Origin of the sequence: Bradyrhizobium manausense (assembly GCF_018129685.1) — a bacterium.
Taxonomy (GTDB): Bacteria; Pseudomonadota; Alphaproteobacteria; order Rhizobiales; family Xanthobacteraceae; genus Bradyrhizobium; species Bradyrhizobium manausense_D.
This window is the reverse complement of sequence record NZ_JAFCLG010000026.1, coordinates 38,622-53,357: the sequence shown is the minus strand read 5'-3', so window position 1 is coordinate 53,357 and position 14,736 is coordinate 38,622. Positions and strand designations below refer to the sequence as shown.

14 protein-coding genes are annotated in these 14,736 nt (G+C 63.6%); 9 read left to right on the top strand and 5 right to left on the bottom strand.

The window, feature by feature from the left end; all coding sequences use genetic code 11:
* Positions 1–93 precede the first annotated feature (93 nt).
* The 7 genes from JQ621_RS32135 to JQ621_RS32105 all read left to right on the top strand — a co-directional run bounded on the left by JQ621_RS32135 (position 94) and on the right by JQ621_RS32105 (position 7,556).
* Entirely contained in the window at positions 94–849 is a 756-nt protein-coding gene (locus JQ621_RS32135; protein WP_212240968.1) for a hypothetical protein, read from the top strand.
* An 87-nt stretch (positions 850–936) separates the two neighbouring features.
* Positions 937–1,605, top strand: a complete 669-nt coding sequence (locus JQ621_RS32130; RefSeq protein ID WP_212240967.1) for a hypothetical protein — start codon at positions 937–939, stop codon at positions 1,603–1,605.
* Positions 1,606–1,832: 227 nt separating this feature from the next.
* The gene (locus JQ621_RS32125; protein WP_212240966.1) at positions 1,833–3,575 is read left to right on the top strand and encodes an alpha-amylase family protein; all 1,743 of its coding nucleotides are present in this window, start codon (positions 1,833–1,835) and stop codon (positions 3,573–3,575) included.
* Positions 3,576–3,584: 9 nt separating this feature from the next.
* Positions 3,585–4,052: a hypothetical protein gene (locus tag JQ621_RS32120; RefSeq protein WP_212240965.1), complete on the top strand. Its 468-nt coding sequence runs from the start codon at positions 3,585–3,587 to the stop codon at positions 4,050–4,052.
* Between the two features lie 2 nt (positions 4,053–4,054).
* Positions 4,055–5,941 carry a hypothetical protein gene (locus JQ621_RS32115; RefSeq protein WP_212240964.1) on the top strand — a complete coding sequence of 629 codons (1,887 nt, stop codon included), beginning with the start codon at positions 4,055–4,057 and terminating at the stop codon, positions 5,939–5,941.
* Positions 5,942–6,020: 79 nt separating this feature from the next.
* Positions 6,021–6,905, top strand: coding sequence for a hypothetical protein (locus JQ621_RS32110; protein WP_212240963.1), 885 nt, complete (start codon positions 6,021–6,023; stop codon positions 6,903–6,905).
* Between the two features lie 78 nt (positions 6,906–6,983).
* On the top strand, positions 6,984–7,556 hold the full coding sequence (locus JQ621_RS32105; RefSeq protein ID WP_212240961.1) for a hypothetical protein: 573 nt from the start codon (positions 6,984–6,986) through the stop codon (positions 7,554–7,556).
* 26 nt (positions 7,557–7,582) lie between these two features.
* Here JQ621_RS32105 and JQ621_RS32100 read toward each other — a convergent pair whose 3' ends face one another.
* The 4 genes from JQ621_RS32100 to JQ621_RS32085 form a co-directional block, all read right to left on the bottom strand.
* Entirely contained in the window at positions 7,583–10,237 is a 2,655-nt protein-coding gene (locus JQ621_RS32100) for a patatin-like phospholipase family protein (RefSeq protein WP_212240960.1), read from the bottom strand.
* A 38-nt stretch (positions 10,238–10,275) separates the two neighbouring features.
* Positions 10,276–11,682 (bottom strand): RlpA-like double-psi beta-barrel domain-containing protein, encoded by a 1,407-nt coding sequence (locus JQ621_RS32095; RefSeq protein ID WP_212240959.1) that lies wholly within the window; start codon positions 11,680–11,682, stop codon positions 10,276–10,278.
* Between the two features lie 364 nt (positions 11,683–12,046).
* Positions 12,047–12,298, bottom strand: coding sequence for a GCG_CRPN prefix-to-repeats domain-containing protein (locus tag JQ621_RS32090; RefSeq protein WP_212240958.1), 252 nt, complete (start codon positions 12,296–12,298; stop codon positions 12,047–12,049).
* A 26-nt stretch (positions 12,299–12,324) separates the two neighbouring features.
* Positions 12,325–12,567 carry a hypothetical protein gene (locus tag JQ621_RS32085; RefSeq protein WP_212240957.1) on the bottom strand — a complete coding sequence of 81 codons (243 nt, stop codon included), beginning with the start codon at positions 12,565–12,567 and terminating at the stop codon, positions 12,325–12,327.
* A gap of 301 nt (positions 12,568–12,868) precedes the next feature.
* Between JQ621_RS32085 and JQ621_RS32080 the strand changes: the two genes are divergently transcribed.
* Positions 12,869–13,828, top strand: a complete 960-nt coding sequence (locus JQ621_RS32080) for an AraC family transcriptional regulator (RefSeq protein WP_212240956.1) — start codon at positions 12,869–12,871, stop codon at positions 13,826–13,828.
* Between the two features lie 8 nt (positions 13,829–13,836).
* Here JQ621_RS32080 and JQ621_RS32075 read toward each other — a convergent pair whose 3' ends face one another.
* The gene (locus JQ621_RS32075) at positions 13,837–14,082 is read right to left on the bottom strand and encodes a hypothetical protein (RefSeq protein WP_212240955.1); all 246 of its coding nucleotides are present in this window, start codon (positions 14,080–14,082) and stop codon (positions 13,837–13,839) included.
* A 102-nt stretch (positions 14,083–14,184) separates the two neighbouring features.
* Between JQ621_RS32075 and JQ621_RS32070 the strand changes: the two genes are divergently transcribed.
* Positions 14,185–14,685, top strand: coding sequence for a DUF6314 family protein (locus tag JQ621_RS32070; protein ID WP_212240953.1), 501 nt, complete (start codon positions 14,185–14,187; stop codon positions 14,683–14,685).
* Positions 14,686–14,736 lie beyond the last annotated feature (51 nt).

Here is a 14,736-nt window from a genome sequence, read left to right as displayed (position 1 = left end):
ATTGTCGCCTGAAAGGCACACTCAAGCCTTAATTCGCGCCTTTTTCCCGGGCATCTCTAACAACATCGTGAAGCGGTCCTTCCGGAGAGACGTTTGTCCAGAGCCATCACCATCACCGTGCTGACCTGTATCCTTGTCCTCGGTGCCGCCACCACTGCCATTCTCGGTCGCGACAGCGTGCCCAGCGTCGGTGCCGAGATGATCACCCAGGCCCCGCCGAAGCCGCTCGCCACTAACCGGGCCGCCAAGGCCGACCGGCTGGTTCCGACCCTGGCGCTGGCCTCGGCCGCCATTAACCCGGTGCAGGTATCCTCTGATCAGCTTTCGCAGGCCCCCGTCCTGACCGAGCCGCTGCGCCAGGCCTTTGCCGCAGCCACGCCGTCCGATTTCCCGATGCTCAAATCTCCTGAGCCCAAAGCTGCTGAGCTCAAGGCCAGGGACGCCAAGGTCGCTTCGTTGGAGCCGGCCACCGCAGAGCCGGCGACCGGTTCGCTTACGGAAGCGGCGAAGCCAAAAGTGGCCGCCAAACCGCAGCCCCAGAAGACCTACTCACTGCTCTCCGACGTACAGATCGCCGGTATCAGGGATCGCCTGAAGCTGTCGTCGTCGCAGGAATATTACTGGCCCTCGGTCGAGTCCGCGCTGCGCAACGTCGTCAAGAAGATTTCGGCGAACAAGCTCTCCAATCCCAACGGGCCGAATGTGCAGATCGATCCGAATTGCGACGAGGTCCAGCAGTTGAAGTCGGCGGCGATGCCGCTGCTGTTCCAGCTGCGTGACGACCAGAAGGAAGAAGTGCGCAAGCTCGCCCGCATCATCGGGCTCGAGAAGGTCGCGCAGCAGATCTGAGGTTTTGGTTCCCGAGAGGAACTGCGCGCTCATCAGGAACATCCGGCAATCGACAGGCGTTGCCTGCTCCGAACAGGGAGTGGACCAATGCGCGCCTCGACAGCCTATTTCGTCGGTGCCGGATCGATCGTCGCCGCCATCGCCATTGGTCTCGGCGGCGGCATCGTCGCCGGCAATATCATGAATCCGATCGCGCCCAAGCAGGGCCCGGACACCAGCAAGATGGCGCAGCGCGACGAAGCCGCCACACACACACGCGCGCCGTCGGAGCGCGTGCAATATCTGACGGGTTCGCAAAGCTTTGGCGCGATGATCGCTGCGCCAGCACAGGCGCAGGGCGAAGCCAAGCCTGATGTGCCGGCCACTCAGGCGAGCCCTGAACCCCCGGCGCCCCCGCTTCCGCAGACAACGGCCGCGGCCGAGCCGGCCAAGCCCGCGGCTGCGTCCGCTCCGCAAGTGACAAGACCCGTCGAGCAACAGGCCTCGACGGAGTCGGCGCCTTCGCCCGACAGTGCCTATGCCAAGGCCAGCGCTTCTGACGTGAAGCGTGCGGCGTGGGAGCGGCGGCGGGCGGAACGGCACTCGCGCTGGGCGGAACGCCGTCGCTATGACCAGCGCGATGCACGCGGCGCGCGCGATCAAACCGACTGGGATGATGTCGCGCGCAACGTTCGCGCGGATTCCGCGACCCGTGATGTTGTCGTCCGTCGTCCGCCCGGCGGTGTCATGCTGTTCGGTCGGGACGACGATGACTAAAGCGCGATGAGATTTGGATGAATCGTCATTGCGCTTCAGATTGTTGTTTGCGCATGATTTTTCCGGAAAACCGCTTCGCACTTTTCCGGATCATGCTTAGGCGCTTGACCAGCCCCGCACGCGATCGTGAGCGGCGGTTCGTCCTGTGGAGGCGATTGCCTTAATTTTCAACTTCCGGATGATCGCTCTGCGAGGCATGATCGACGCAGCCAGCCTGAGGCCGCGTCATGGGAGTAGCGCTGCTAGCTTGGGGACGCTTCTTCGGTCCGCACGGCGAACGCGTGACCGTGCCTGCGCCGGTTGACGGACGCGGCGCGCCCTGGTTGCTCGACTTCCTCGCCTCCCACCTTCGCGCGCTGCGCAATGTCGGTTTCACCGCGATCCAATTGCCGCCGACCTCGAAGGCGCAAGGCGGCGCAGGGCCGGGCTGCGACGGCTACGGCGTGTTCGATCCCCGCGACATCGGCAGCAAGGGCCAGCAAGGCTCGGTGGCCACGCGTTATGGCACCAAAGCGTCATTGACGCGCCTGGTCGCGGTCGCCCATGCCTGCGATATCGACGTCTATCTCGATCTCGTTCTGCATCAGCGCATGGGCGAGAACGGCGGCCCAGGCGTGTTCCGCTATCTCGGAGCGGACGGGCACACGCTGAACGGGCGTCACACCACATCGCCCGGCTGGTTTCGCGGCGTGCCACCGGACAATCTGCCCGACGATGACGTGCCGAGCCCGCCCAACGATTTTCCGTTCGGCCGCGAGCTGTCCTATCAACATTGCCGTCCGCCGCGCGTCACGATCGAGGATGCGCTCGATTTCGGTGAATGGGTGTTTCGGACCACGGGCGCCGACGGCGCGCGCTTCGACGACGTCAAGGGCACCTGGGCGCCGTTCGTGCGCGAGTTCATGACTCACGGCGTGATGGCGTCGAAGTTTTTCTACTCGGAATATTTCGACGGCAATCGCGCCATCCTCAACAGCTGGGCGACGCAGCCGCCGATGAGCGGCCGGTCGCTGGTCGCCGACTTTCCGATGCATTGGGCGCTGCAATCCGCTTGCGATGGCGGCGATGCGCGCGTGCTGGATGGCGCCGGTTATACGAGCTGGCGGCCCGATCTCACCTGCACCTTCGTCGACAATCCTGACACCGATACCTCGCCGGGACAGCAGGTGATCAGCAACAAGCTGCTCGCCTATGCCTTCTTGCTGTCGATCGAGGGCTATCCCTTCGTCTACGGCAAGGACTACTTCCCGACCAGCGTCTGGCCGGGCGCCTACGGGCTGAAACCGTGGATCGACAACCTCGTCTGGATCCACGAGCACCTCGCCAATGGGCCGACCAGCGGCCGCTTTGTGGATGACAAGGTGATCGTGCTCAACAGGACCGGCGCGCCCGGCCTGCTGACCGCGCTCAACTTCGACACCGTGAATGCGCGTACGATCAGTTGTCAGACTGCGTTCGGCGCCAACGTCCAATTGCACGATTACAGCGGCCATCATGACGATGTCAGGACCGATGCAAATGGCGTCGCAACCTTCACGATTCCGAGCAACGCCTTCAGCAAGGGTCAGAGCTATCTCTGCTTCTCGCGCGCCGGCCTGAACGTGGCATCCGTCAGGCCGCAGCGTCACACGACGCAGACGATTTTTGGCGCGGCGGATCTCGATACGCCGCCGGCGACCAATGCCGAGCACGAGCCCGGGCAAATATGGGTGGAGCAGGGCAGCAGGATTGCCCTCGGTGTCAGTCTCGATCGCCGCGGCGTCGCGGCCGATGGGTCGCTCAAGGTCTCCATCGCCGATGCGCAGGGGCACAGCGTGGTCGAGGCGGTTTGCAGCGGGGACCATGTCAGCGCGGAGGGAACGGCCGGCGCGACCGGCGAACATCACATTCGCGTCGCGGGTCGGCAGCTCCCGGACCACGGCGCGGCGTTTTCGATCGACGTCACCTACCTTGCCCCACAAATCCTTTGAGAGGACCTCATGTCATTGCATCTGTTGTGGACGTCCGCGGACAGCCTGATCGTTGCGTTTGCGTTGTCCTTCGTTGTGCCGGCACGGCACGCTCTCCCGCTCGCCGTGATGTTCGGCCTCTGCGACGGGCTCGGCTCGGCACTCGGCGTCAGTCTGCCGCTCGCGGGTGGACTTGCCGCGATGCTGCTGTTGGCGTGCGGGGTGGCGCTTCTCGCCGGTCTGCCTGTTGCACGGTCTCTGTCGAGGGCGCCGGGCTGGCTCTATGTGTTGCCGCCATTGCTGGCAATCGACAATGTCGCGATGCGTTCAGCCGATGCGCCGCATCTTGCGGCGTTGTCGAGCGCGATCATGGCCGGGCTCGGCTTTGCCTGCGGCGCTGCCGTCTTGAACCGGTGGCGCGCGGGCTTGCGTGACGCGCGGCGGCTGGCGGCGGCCCTTCTGGTCGCAGCCGGCGGCCTGCTCGCCTGGGCGGCCTGACCATGGCCGGCTCCGTCACCACCCGAGGTTATGACCTCGCCAGATCAGGCGCGAATAATTCCGAGACGGAATTGACCGCGACCGCCGTCCGCACCAAGGGTATCGTCAAGCTCTTCAGCATTCCTATTCCCGACGATCCCCGCCTCGAGGCGCAGCCGCTGGCAGTCGGCGGCGTGCACACGCCCGGCGGCAGGATTCGCGACCTGATTTTCCAGGCCACCATGGGTAATTGGGTCTATGCGTTTGATGCTGCGACCGGCGACAAGGTCTGGGCGACACATCTTGGTCGTCCCATCGTCGGAACACGTGCCATCGACGGCCATCTGACCAACGTCAATTGGGGCATCCTCTCGACCCCGGTGATCGACGAGGCCGCCGGCATTCTCTACGCCTGCGCCTGGATCAGCGACGACGGCAGCGTGGCCAGGGGCCAGCATTTCCTGGCAGCCCTGCGGATCACCGACGGCACGCGGGCGCATCCCCTCCTGAACCTCGAGGGTGCGGTCTATACGCCGCCGGGCGGGCTGCCCGTCCAGAAATTCGTCTCGGCCGAGCGCAAGCAGCGCAGCGCGCTGACCTTGACGCAGAACCACGTCCTGATTCCCTTTGGCACGATCGCCGAGACGTCGAAGACCGCTCGTGGCTGGCTGATCGCAGTCGATGTCCATGCCTGGCATCTCGCCGCCGCGTGGTGCTCGACCGTCACCGGTATTGGTGGCGGCCTCTGGCAAAGCGGGGCGGGGCCGGCGGTCGGCCCGGATGGTGCGATCTATGTCATCACCGGCAACGGCGCGTTCTCGCCGCAGCATGGCGATTTCGGCGAGAGCATCGTGCGGCTGGCCTTGCGCACGGGGCCACACGTGCATTTCGAGGTCGTATCTTGGTGGTCGCCATGGACCGATGCGAACAGGGTCGGCGCGACAGCCGCAGCGCTTGTCGAGGATGATGACGACGAGCATGCGTTGCCGTCCAACGTCTCGCTGACCACGGTGATCGGCCATGCCAGGCGGATGGGAATGGCCTTGAAGCCGATCCATGCCCGCGAGATGGCGCATGTCGCCGTCACGTCCGGTCCGCATGCCTTGGACGCCCAAATCGCGCCCGTCGTCGCCCAACAGATGGACGCGATGAACGAGTCGATGTGGAGCGATCAGGATTTTGGATCGGGCGGCCCGGTCTATGTCGCCTCGGCTCACGTCGTGCTGGCGGCGGGCAAGGACGGCATTCTCTACTCCGGCAATGCCGATGCGCTCGGCTCCACGCAGCCCGGTGATCTCGCCGCTGGCCATTTTGCCGCGAACTACGCCAAGCTGCGCATGCCGCCGATTCTCTATACGTATTTCGACCCCGCCGTGCCGCCGGCACCGCCAGCGCCGACGCAATTGAATTTGTTTCCCGGCGGCGCAACGCGGCATCTGCACGGCTCGCCGCTGCTGTTCTCGTCAGCCATCCACGGCACGATGCATTTTGTCGGCGGCGAGAACAGCGCCTTGCGCGCCTGGTCGATCGCAGCCGACGGAACCACGGTCTATCTCGCGGGATCCAACGAGATCGCCTCGCCGCAATCGCCGCGGCCGCCGGGCGGCATGCCCGGCTGGAGCATCACACTCGCCGCCAACAACGGCGCCGACGGCATCATCGTGGCGATGGTGCCTTACCAGGACAGCAACATGCTGCTGAGCCCCGGCCGTTTCCTGGTGTATGACGCGCAGAATTTCGCGGCCAATCCGGATGGCTCGCAGCGGCTGCAGGTGATCTGGGACAGCGAGAACTGGGGCCCGGAGCACGCCTTCATGCATCCGAAGTTCAACCGCCCGATCGTCTGGAAGGGCCGGATCTATCGCCCGACCTATAACGGCCAGCTCGACGTCTATGGGCTGACGCACTAGCCGCGACGCTGGTCGATCCCCTTCCTTTTCATCTACTTTTGGTTGCTGTAGTGTTTGTCGGTATTTTTATGAACTTGTCATGTTCAAGGGATTTGCCATGCGCGCACGCATATTCCCGCTTTTGATGTTTGCATCCTTCGCCTCGGCCGGTATCTCGTTCGCCAATGACAGTTGCCGGTTTTTGCCGGATGGCCTGGGCCCGTTGCAGGACGGCCAGCTTTTCGCATCCGGGAAGTCGGGCTGGCAGACATTCGGTACGCTATCCGACTTGGTGGCGAGGTCGCCGCAGGAGATGGAGTTCGCCTATGTGATCGGCGCCAGCGGCGCCCCCGATCGCGCAGGTGTGCTCGTCGTCAAGACCAACCGGCCCGTCGCTCAAACCGATACCGATCAGTTGCGGAACAGGGTCAAGCTTGTGCGCCGCGACATCGTCAGTGATCCCGGCTGCGCTGCGGTCGGTCCCCCTAATTCGGAGACATCAATCTCGACCCAGTCGTTTCGCGACTATCACGACTTTCCGCCACGTGCGACCGAAGCCCTCCGTCGCCGGGCTGCCGATGGCAGCGGAACTGAATTTGATACGGTCAGGGCGTTTCACTTCGAGTATCGTTCGGTACGCAAGCGACGATGTGTGCGCACCGACAGCGGCGAGTACGACGACTTTCCAACCAATTGGAACAGCAACCGGGCCCAATTCTCGTTTGATAAAACCGTGGTCGCTGACGGTGCCTATACCGTTTTCGGGCTGTTCCGCGCGCCCGCGTCGCCGTTCGACGGAGCAGCCGAGCACCGTGTGCTTGTGAGGAAATACGCGACGGAGGGCGGCTTGGCCTGCGTCCGCTTCACTGTCCCGCTCAGGTCGACCGATTATTCGTTCCGGATCAACGATCTGGAGGCGCGGATCTCGGAATCGTCAAACCGCCGTAAAGACGAGCTAATTCGAACTTGGCCGCAGGGAAGGTGAATTGATTAACGTGACTTTTATCCGGCTGCCGCCATGATGGCCGAGGCAGCAGGCTTGGAAAGGTAACGGGCTTGAAACATGAGTGACACCCTCGTTCAATCGGTGCAGCCTCGTCCCAGCCCGGCACTCGGTGGCGGCCATTTCGCGGCCCTTGTCGTATCCATGGCAGCGGGATGCGCAATTTTCGTGGTCGATCGCAAGCTGACATGGGGCGTGGACGAGCCCATGCTCGATGCTTGGCTCATTGTGTTGGGTCTCGTCCCCCTCGTCGTCTATGCGGCCTTGGCTCTCATTCTGCCGCCATCCCCTCACCATCGCGACCCAGCCGCGGTCAGGTATGCTCGACTATCGTCCGTCTGGATCGTGTCCCTCATCCTCTATGCCGCCGCACAGATAGCGATGGTGTCGCGCTCGATCGACGATCCGATTTACGAGACCTTCGGCCTGAACCTGACGGCATTCGCATTGCTAACGATCATCTATGTCGCGATGTCATTCGTGGCGGTCTGGGCGATCGCGGTTTGGCGCAGAGATCGGCACAGCAGACGCGAATCTGATTCTCGCGAATTGGCACGGCGCATGGAAATCGTCGTCGGCGCGACGATATGCCTGCCGATGTTTCTGCTCTTCGTCTTCTGTCTTCCGGCCTAAGTCCAATGACCGTAACATCGGTCGTCCTACGGATTAGGCCGCGCCGGAGTCGCCGGGGGTGATGGCTGCGCGGGGGGCTGTGGCTGCGGCCGGTTTTGATACGCCGTAACCACCGCGTTTGTATCGATATGACCAGGGCCGAGATTGAGCTCGCCGATCGCCTTGTCCATGTTCAGGAAGCCGACGCTGCGGTATGCCTCGACCTGCTCGGGCACGAAGAACTGATCCAGGGTTGGCTGGTGTGGGAAATCCGTGTGCTGGGCGCGGTAGCCCAGGGCGTCGAACCCCAGTCCCTGTGCGAGCGAGAGCTTCACGTAGATCAGGACACCGCTGCTGCCGCCATCGTAGGTGATCGGGGCGACGAAATAGGGGCGCGTGACGAAGCTGACGCCCTCCGGATAGCCTTTGCCCTTCTCCGGAATGAGTTCGTCCAAGACCCCGTTCAGGTCGATCTTGGCCTTGAAATCCTCGCGGACGCGTTGAACCACCGAATAGAGAGCCGGCAGCGCCATGCTTGGATCCTCCTCGCCGTCGATCGCGACGATGACCGCGCATTTCCTGCGCACGAGCTCGTAGATGCCCGAATTGTCGAAATGACCGCCATCGGTGAGTTCGACGAAAGTGCTGTCGGACCGATAGCCCGAACGGGTCAGGCCGTAGCGAAAGCCGGGTGACCAATGGTTGGGCTCGCGCTTCAGGCGACCGGGACCATGATCATCAGGACGCGTCGCCCACATGCCGAGCCGAAGATTGAGCAGCACCAGGACGATCGAGACCAGCCGGTCGCGCGTGACGCCGGCGCCGACATAGGCCGCGTTTGCGTTGATGGCTGCGCCCGAGGCCGCCACCGCCGAGGGCACCGAGATCGGTCCGTTCTTGCTGATGTAGTTGCGCGTTCGCTCCCATCCGGTCGCAGCCGAGCCGACGAACAAGGGGCTCACGATGAAGTTGTCGCCACCTCGCCATGACAGCAAGCGGTCGGAATCATTCATCATGATCACGTTGGTGTTGACGATAGGGTAGGGAATGTCGCGCGGCTGCGCGGGCGTGGCTGGATTCCGCGGCGGCGGCCACAGATCGGCGATCGAAAGCCGGTCGGCGAATGGCGAAAAATCGATGACATTGCGCCGGACCGCATCGTCCGAGGGCATGAACGCTTCCATCAGGCGATCTCGATAGAAGCGATGCAACCCGACATAGTTGATGTTCGTGAATGATGCCATCAGGAGCGCGACGCAAACCCAAGCCGTGATGCCGGCGCGGATCAGATTGGATGCGAGCTCGGCATCGCTTGAATCCAGCAGAAAGTTCGGGTCGAGCCAGAACTGCGCGATGGCGTAGGCGACGACCGCGATGGAGTAGATGAAGATCGCCGAGGCGACCATCAGGATCCACCTGCTGAGATCCGTCGGTGCGCTTTGTGAAGCCTGTGCCTGATGGCCGAATACGGCCGCATAGAGCCCGCTCGCGAGCGAGGCGACAGCTGCGCCCGCTTTTACAGCGAAGCCGGCTTTGTTGATCAGCAGATAGGGAATGACGGGGATCGTGCCGAGTGCGATCAGGATGGTGATCCAAGGCAGCGACCATCCGGCCTTGACCTCGAACAGGCGCCGCCAGTTGTAGTTCGCAGAGACCGTCCGGTTCGCCTTCTGAAGCCGATAGAGAACGCCCGCCAGGTAGGCAAAGACGAGGAACAGGATCCCGACGGCGAAGCTGAAGGGATCTAAAACCGGCTCATTCGTGAACAAGAACCAGAGGGTCAGTCTCAAAAAGACCAAGCCGCAGAACAGCGAAAGTGCACCGCACAGCAGGCGCAGGCGGGGGTTCGGCGTTACGTCCTGCTTCGGAGATATCCGGGTATCGATCGAGAACCCGATCGCCCACAGCGCGAAGCGGGCGATCCACAGCATAGCCGCCACCAGGCAGATTTCGAAAAAAAGGTCGAGCTTCCAAAAACAAGCTGGCTGCATCGCTTTGGCTGCCAGGCTGGTCGCCGCCGTGCAGATCTGGGCTCCGCCCGGAATATGCGCTGCCGAAGCCGCCGCGGCAGCCGTCTCGGCCGCGCCCTTGCAAATCGCCAGCGCATCGCCTTCGCAGTCGTTCCGCCACCGCGAGGCCATCACGAATGCCAGGAGATTGGGAAGCTTGTCGATGTATGGAATCTTTTCGAGCAGCCGGGACAGCAGCATCATGACGATATAGGCCAGCGCGCCGATCGGCAGCCAGACCGAAAGGTTCAGAAACAGGGTGCGAGTGACCACGGCGCTCAGCGACCAGATCGACAGATGCTCGTCCGGGATAAGGTATTGCCCGTGCGAGCGAAGATAGGCGAGCCGCTTGTCCTTGGCGTCTTCGCCGCAGCGATATTCGCGTGTGGCTCCAAAGGGAAAACCTGCTTCTGACGATCCGGTGGCAGGATCGTTTCGCCAGAGCCATTGCAGTGCGGCAGCGACATAGCCGCCGCCGGATACGGTCGACATATAGTCGAAGCTCGGCATGACGTTCTTGGCCGCGAGCGCCTGGAGCGCGCCAAGACCAAAGATTGCCGATCGGATGCCGCCGCCGGAGAGCGCGAGCCCATACCAATCTGTTCGCCCATCCCGCGCGCGGCTGCTCGCGATGAAGGCTTTTTCCTCCGTAATGAGATCTTCGGCCTGAGCCTTCGTAAAATAGTCGGTCATGCCCCCACCTCCGTGATGCCGCCTCGGCTCCCCGCCTGCTATTTCGGCGGCTGCGATAAAGGGACGTTGCCCTGGTTCCACTTCTCCATCTTGCCGAGGATTCCCCAGAGCGTCATGGCAATGAAGATCGGCACGCCGATCTGCGGAACGAGCCCCAGTGCGCCTGCGCCAGCTCCCGCCCCCAGGCCGGCCGCCACGCCGGAGCCACTGAAGAGAGAGCCGATGATCGGCGCAAGCCACGAGGCGAGGCTGCCGAAGATTCCGATCGCGGTCTTCTTGCCGTTGAGGAGATCGCCGATCGTCTGTCCCAGCGCGCCATTCACCTGACCGAGCTGCGGAATCTGCTTGCTGATCGCCGGCACGATCAGCTTGGCGATCAGGTCAATGATCGCCGCGGTAGGATCGGCCGCAGGGTCAGGAGCCGGTGCGGGCGCCGGAGCCGCCGGCCCGGGCGCTGGATTTTGACCGCCGAGAATCTTGATCAGCTGCTGGAGAAGGGTGCTGACGTCGTCGGATGAAAGCGGCATCTTGATGGCTCCGTCCTTCGCGATTTTTTGTAGCAGTGCGACAATTGCCAGCACAGCGTCCGGGTTTGCCTGCGGACCTTGCCCTGCGCCGACGAATTCCCAATCGACAACGCCCTTGCCCGGGATGCCGATCGCGCGCGCCGCGCCCGGCGTCAGGTCGATGCCGGCGCCGTTGGTCTTGCGTCCCGTCAGGTCGGTGCCGGACTCGGCTTGCGGCCTTGCGCCCTTCTCCCAATAGGGATCGCGGATGTTCCACGGTCCGACATCGACGATGTTGCAGACCACCGACTTGCCGTTCGCCCTGTTCGTGACCCGAACCTGAGGGCGCGGTCCGGAGAAACGAGCCGGCAGGGCGACGCCAAGCTCGACATCATCGATGTGGTGGCCGTCATAGGCGCTCTTCTGGTCCTTGTCGGCGCTGCCGCCGAATTCAGTTGCCGTGATGTTGATGCAACGGGTCGTGCTGCCGGCCACCGCTTCGGGAACGATCTTCGCCCGCCGCATGAGGTTGGGATCGATCTGCCAGGCTGTCGTATCGTCATAGAGGCTCGGTGTGTCCATGACGGAGACATGAACATGATGCTCGTGAGCATTTGGGCCGCTGTAGGGACGCCATTGCCAGGGTGAGACGACGCTCGAGGCGATCCGGCGATTGGAGATGATGTACTTGATGCGCTTGTCCTGCGACTGGCGGAGCGTTTCCGCCAGATCGCCCGCATCGACGCCATGTGCCGGATCATGGGTGATGTCGATCGCGGTCACCACGCCATTGGCGTCGGGGTTGTGATCGGATGTGCGCATTTGATGGGATTGGTCGCCGAGCATTCCGTCGCTCGATTTGTCGCGACCCGGCGCCATCTCGTTGACCTGCCTCAGCAGGACTTCAAGGCTCCTTGCGGGCCTCCAATCGTTGCTCATACGTGCGCTCCAAAAATCTCAAGTGAGCACAGCTGTTCGTCGGCCAGGGTCGGCATCTCCGAGCGTGACCGGTCGATCAAAAAAATCTGCGATTGCCACGAATGCAATGTTGGGTGGCAATGCCTATGCGGATCGCGTGCTTAAACTGCCTCGCAATCTTTCGTTGTACAAGTGTGCTATGTCACAAAATATCGAATTTGTTTGCCGCGCTGCGCTCCGAGCAGAGCGAGGGAGCAGCGGCGACGCCGCGTCCGCCATCCGCGGAGCGGCCGGCAAGAAGCCGGCAAGAAGCCGGTAAGAGGCCGACAAGAGAAATGCCCGGGCGAGCCCGGGCATCCCTGTGTTGCGAAGCCGCGGAGGGCTCTTATTTTCCATTGCCGCGGCATCCGCCGCCGGGCCCGATATGGTAGCCGCGCGGGCAGGCATGCGCGGCGGGGTCGGCGTAGTTTCTCAGGCAGCCGCCATAGGGGCCGCGGTGCCAGCCGGTGCCGCAGCCGCCGGCGACAGCGATGACATCGCCACGTCCCTGTGCGCCGTACGGCGCCAGCGGCATGGCCTGGGCAGAGCTGGCGATCGCGCCGAGCGCGAGCGCCGCGGCGAAGGCGATTCGTATCATGATGTGTGGTCCTGCATCTTGCCGCATCAATGGGTGGCTGCGAACGCGATGCCGGCGCGGACCTCGGCCATGGCCTGGTCGATCAGCCCGAGCGCCCGTTCGCGATGGCCGCCCTTGTTGGGCTCGGCCTTGGCAAGCTCCGCGCGGGCCGATTGCAGGATCGCCAGCGCCTCGTCCATGTGCGGTTGCGCGCCGAGCGCATAGCCGATGCAGAGGCTGGTTGCGATGGCGCCGCCGAGCACGAAGCTGCGGGTGAGAGAGGTTCGCATGTCGTTGTCTCCTCCAGCGGGCGTCAGGCTGGGGCCGCCCGGTTGCCCGGACGCGATTCACGTGTGGCGGGACCTCGCATCCGCTGATTGAATAGAATGAGGGCGTCCGGCCGTCTTGGACTGTCCGGCGCCGGCCGGCCTGCGGCTTGGACTGACCGGCGCGACTTGATTCAAGTCGGCGTGCTGATAGCTTGGCGCGCAGGTTTCAGCGGGCGTTCATGTCCAGCCTGCAAGGCTCGGAGAGCGCCCAAGTCGTTTTTTGAAGAAGCTCGGAAAAGCCATTCTCGAAAAGCCGTTCTCGATGTCTGTCATCAGGAAGTCGTTGTCGACCGAGATGCTGCCGCCGGACCTGTCGGAGCGGCAGCGCTTCATCCGCTTCGCCGAGCTGTTCGAGCATTTTTCCAATACCGGCGAGCTCGATCCGGCCTCCGACGTGCCGTTTCGCGCCGCGATGAACTCGATCCATATCGGCACAACCTTGCTTGGCCGCTGCGACGGCAGCTTCGTCACGGTGCGGCGCGAAAAGCGCCAGGTGGTCGAGACCGGCGACGACCGCTTTTGCCTGGCGCGCAATACCGGCGATCGTCCCTCGCAGGTGATCCATCGCGGCCGCGAGTTCACCATGCGGCCGGGATCGATCGTGCTGCTCAAGCTCGACGAGCCGTTTTTCGCCGCCGACGGCGCGAGCCGGAAGCGCTTCACCAACGTACATCTGCCGGTGGATTCGTTGCGTGCGATGGTCAACGATGTGGACAGCCTCGTCGGCCGCGAACTCGAGGCCGGCGGCGCGCTGTCGCTGGCGATGGATTACAGCGATCTGCTGCTGCGCCATCCCGCCGCCGCCGACGAGGCCGGCATGGCGATCGCAACCCATTTGATGGATCTCGCCGCGATCGGTTTGGGGGCGCGCAGCGACGTTGCCGCGGCGGCACGACGGCGGGGCCTGCGCGCAGTGCGGCTGAAAGCCGTGCTGTCGATTCTGGAGGCGCGCTTCCACGAGCCGGATTTTTCCGCGCAGAAGCTGGCCATCGCGGCCGGCCTTTCCGAGCGTTACGTCAACGAGCTCTTGTTCGAGGCCGGTGCCAGCTTCACCACGCGCCTGACCGAATTGCGGCTGCGCAAGGCCGCCGATCTGCTCGTCGATCGCGATGGACGCATCAGCGACATCGCCTTTGCCTGCGGCTTCAACGATCTATCCTATTTCAACCGGTGCTTTCGCCGCAGGTTCGGCCTGACGCCGACGGCGGCGCGGGGCAGGTGAGGCCGCGCCTACAACGACTCCACCCGCGGCGGCGGATAGCGCCGCGCCAGCATCGACAGCGGCAGGCGCCGTTCGTCAGCCGGCAGTTCCAGCCAGGCAAGCACGAGCGGACGCTTCCAGTCGCCGATACCGAACTCCATCTCGCCCCATTTCTGCGGCTCGGGCCCCTCGAGGCCCCGGACCCAGACGAAGTAACGCGGCAGGTCGTCGGCATCCGTTTCGGTCGTGGGTCCGGTCGTGTGTCTCCTGGCCATCACCTGCTCGCTGCATCGACACGCGTTCGCCCAGGATATAGGTAATGGAGCGGCGAAGTCGAACGCGCAGTCCCGGCGGAGCGCTGTCGGGTTGAGAAGGACATGAACGAAACGGCGATCGATGGTTGGGGCGCGGCCTGCGAGGTGATGGCGCGGCTGGCCGGCGCGTGGTCGTTCGAGCGGGCGATCGAAGGCCAGGGGTGCATGCAGGGCCTTGCGACCTTCACGCCGTTGGACTCGAAGAGCCTGGCCTATCGCGAACAGGGACGCTTGAGGCTCCGCAACGGCACTGAGCTCGAGGCCTCTCGCGAGTACGTCTTCCGCAGAACCGAGCGGGGATTCGAGGTTCTCTTCAAGGAGACCCCGTTGCGGCCGTTCCACGCGATCTCACTGTCGGCATCCGAAGCCGGCGCGTTGAACGGCAGGGCGAGTCATCTGTGCAATCTCGACCATTATCAGTCGACCTACACGTTCCGCTCCGACGGCAGCTTTGTCATTCGCCACGTCGTGTCGGGCCCGCGCAAGAACTATACAATGGTTACGGCCTACGATCGGGCCGCGCCAGTTGCCGCAAATTTGCGACGCCGCCTTACCTTTCCTTGAAGGCTTCGGAAGCCGTCTCGACGAGAGGCGAGAACAGATATTCCAGAATGC

What these genes read in the sequence shown, in the direction of transcription:
- JQ621_RS32130 (WP_212240967.1), top strand. Translation starts at nt 937, where the DNA reads ATGCGCGCCTCGACAGCCTATTTCGTCGGTGCCGGATCGATCGTCGCC.
- JQ621_RS32070 (WP_212240953.1), top strand. Translation starts at nt 14,185, where the DNA reads ATGAACGAAACGGCGATCGATGGTTGGGGCGCGGCCTGCGAGGTGATG.
- JQ621_RS32100 (WP_212240960.1), bottom strand. Translation starts at nt 10,237, where the DNA reads ATGACCGACTATTTTACGAAGGCTCAGGCCGAAGATCTCATTACGGAG.
- JQ621_RS32075 (WP_212240955.1), bottom strand. Translation starts at nt 14,082, where the DNA reads ATGGCCAGGAGACACACGACCGGACCCACGACCGAAACGGATGCCGAC.
- JQ621_RS32110 (WP_212240963.1), top strand. Translation starts at nt 6,021, where the DNA reads ATGTTCAAGGGATTTGCCATGCGCGCACGCATATTCCCGCTTTTGATG.
- JQ621_RS32125 (WP_212240966.1), top strand. Translation starts at nt 1,833, where the DNA reads ATGGGAGTAGCGCTGCTAGCTTGGGGACGCTTCTTCGGTCCGCACGGC.
- JQ621_RS32095 (WP_212240959.1), bottom strand. Translation starts at nt 11,682, where the DNA reads ATGAGCAACGATTGGAGGCCCGCAAGGAGCCTTGAAGTCCTGCTGAGG.
- JQ621_RS32080 (WP_212240956.1), top strand. Translation starts at nt 12,869, where the DNA reads ATGTCTGTCATCAGGAAGTCGTTGTCGACCGAGATGCTGCCGCCGGAC.
- JQ621_RS32085 (WP_212240957.1), bottom strand. Translation starts at nt 12,567, where the DNA reads ATGCGAACCTCTCTCACCCGCAGCTTCGTGCTCGGCGGCGCCATCGCA.
- JQ621_RS32105 (WP_212240961.1), top strand. Translation starts at nt 6,984, where the DNA reads ATGAGTGACACCCTCGTTCAATCGGTGCAGCCTCGTCCCAGCCCGGCA.
- JQ621_RS32120 (WP_212240965.1), top strand. Translation starts at nt 3,585, where the DNA reads ATGTCATTGCATCTGTTGTGGACGTCCGCGGACAGCCTGATCGTTGCG.
- JQ621_RS32115 (WP_212240964.1), top strand. Translation starts at nt 4,055, where the DNA reads ATGGCCGGCTCCGTCACCACCCGAGGTTATGACCTCGCCAGATCAGGC.
- JQ621_RS32090 (WP_212240958.1), bottom strand. Translation starts at nt 12,298, where the DNA reads ATGATACGAATCGCCTTCGCCGCGGCGCTCGCGCTCGGCGCGATCGCC.